2 protein-coding genes are annotated in these 1,545 nt (G+C 61.6%); one reads left to right on the top strand and one right to left on the bottom strand.

From position 1 onward, the window contains the following. Nucleotides 1-1,103, top strand: a 1,103-nt coding sequence (locus HUU46_25365) for a HAMP domain-containing protein (protein ID NUM56973.1), incomplete at its 5' end; no start/stop codon positions are given. 3 nt (nucleotides 1,104-1,106) lie between these two features. On the opposite strand, the gene HUU46_25360 is transcribed toward HUU46_25365, so the two are convergent. Beyond that, nucleotides 1,107-1,310 carry a hypothetical protein gene (locus HUU46_25360; protein NUM56972.1) on the bottom strand — a complete coding sequence of 68 codons (204 nt, stop codon included), beginning with the start codon at nucleotides 1,308-1,310 and terminating at the stop codon, nucleotides 1,107-1,109. Nucleotides 1,311-1,545: the final 235 nt, after the last annotated feature.

Here is a 1,545-nt window from a genome sequence, read left to right as displayed (position 1 = left end):
CGCCGCCGGGGCGAGGCCCGGGCCGAGGTCCGGGACGCCCGCCCGGCCCGCCGCCGGAGGACGTGCTGCCGGTGATGCCGATCGACGCGCGGACAATGCCGTCGGACGGCGAGATGTGGCGCGTTGGCGTCTATCGCGATCCGGAGGTTACGTTCGCCGTAGCCGTCGAACTGACGGGGTATATGGCGCGCATTGCCGGCGCGCGCGTGGGGTTCTTGATCGGACTTCCGCTCGCACTCGCGCTGATCGCTGCCGGAAGCTGGTACCTCGCCACGCGCGCAATGCGCCCGGTGAACGAATTACGCGACGCGATCGCGGAAGTAACGTCGCAGGGGCTCGATAAGCGCGTGCCGGACAACGTCGCGTCGGTCGAGTTTCAGGAACTCAGCGCGCAATTCAACAGGATGATGGAACGGCTCGAACGCAGCTTCACGCAGGCCGCACGGTTCAGCGCGGATGCGGCGCACGAACTGAAAACGCCTCTGGCCGTGTTGCAGGGCGAAATCGAGCAGGCGCTGCAATCGGCGACACCGGAAACGCAGGTTGTGCTTGGCCGGTTGCTGGATGAAGTGCAGCGGCTAAAATCGATCACGCAGAAACTGTTGCTGCTGTCGCGCGCGGATGCGGGCCAGCTCAGCATTCACCTCGAACCGCTTGACCTTTCGGCGATGGTGCGCGACTTGGTCGAAGATGTCGAAGTGCTTGCACAAGGGCTGCGCGTGTCGAAGCAGATCGCGGGCGATGTCACGGTGATGGGCGATCGCGATCTGTTGCGCCAAGTGTTGCAGAACCTCGCGGACAATGCCGTGAAATACAACCATGAAGGCGGAAACATTGGGTTCAAACTCGATGTGAAGAACGGGCTGGCGCGCCTGCAGATCGCGAATACCGGCGAGATTCCCGCGGACAAGAAAGAGAAAATCTTCGAGCGGTTCGTGCGCGTGGACGACGCGCGCAGCCGCCGCGTCGATGGCGCGGGACTTGGGTTGAGCCTGGCGCGGGAAATCGCGCGCGCACACGGTGGGGATTTGACTCTGGAGAAATGCGACAATGGAATCATTACGTTCAAGCTTGAGCTATACACCCGTCGCTATGGGTCATAAGTGCTAACGCGGCTCGGGCCGGAACACAATCCACAGAATGAGACCAAGCGGCCATGAGACAAGAAATACAAGGAGTGCCACCAAGCATCCCGACTTGCCGCGACGCTCCGCGTCGCCATATGCCCAAACAATGCTATACACGTAGACACCGGCAAAGGTCGCAAGGACGATACTGCCCGCAATCGCGCCGAGGCTTTCTTCTGTAATTGCATCGAACATTATTCGATGCCGTTATACAGACGATCCCAAGTGGAACACAACGCGGAGAATAAATCGCGGCGGCCAACCCTGTGTGAGGGCTGGCCGCCGGTAATCCTCGCTTACGCGAAGCTATGTACGATTGTTAGTTGAGCGGGGCGCTCGCGACGGAGACGGCGCTGCCGTCCGCGGTGAAGCGGATGACGCCGGACTCGTCGACGAAGTACTGACGGTAACCCGTGCG

This window comes from Candidatus Hydrogenedentota bacterium, from assembly GCA_013359265.1.
In the GTDB taxonomy this organism is placed as follows: Bacteria; Hydrogenedentota; Hydrogenedentia; order Hydrogenedentales; family SLHB01; genus JABWCD01.
The sequence above is the reverse complement of the archived record's forward strand: the minus strand, read 5'-3'. Positions and strand labels throughout refer to the sequence as shown.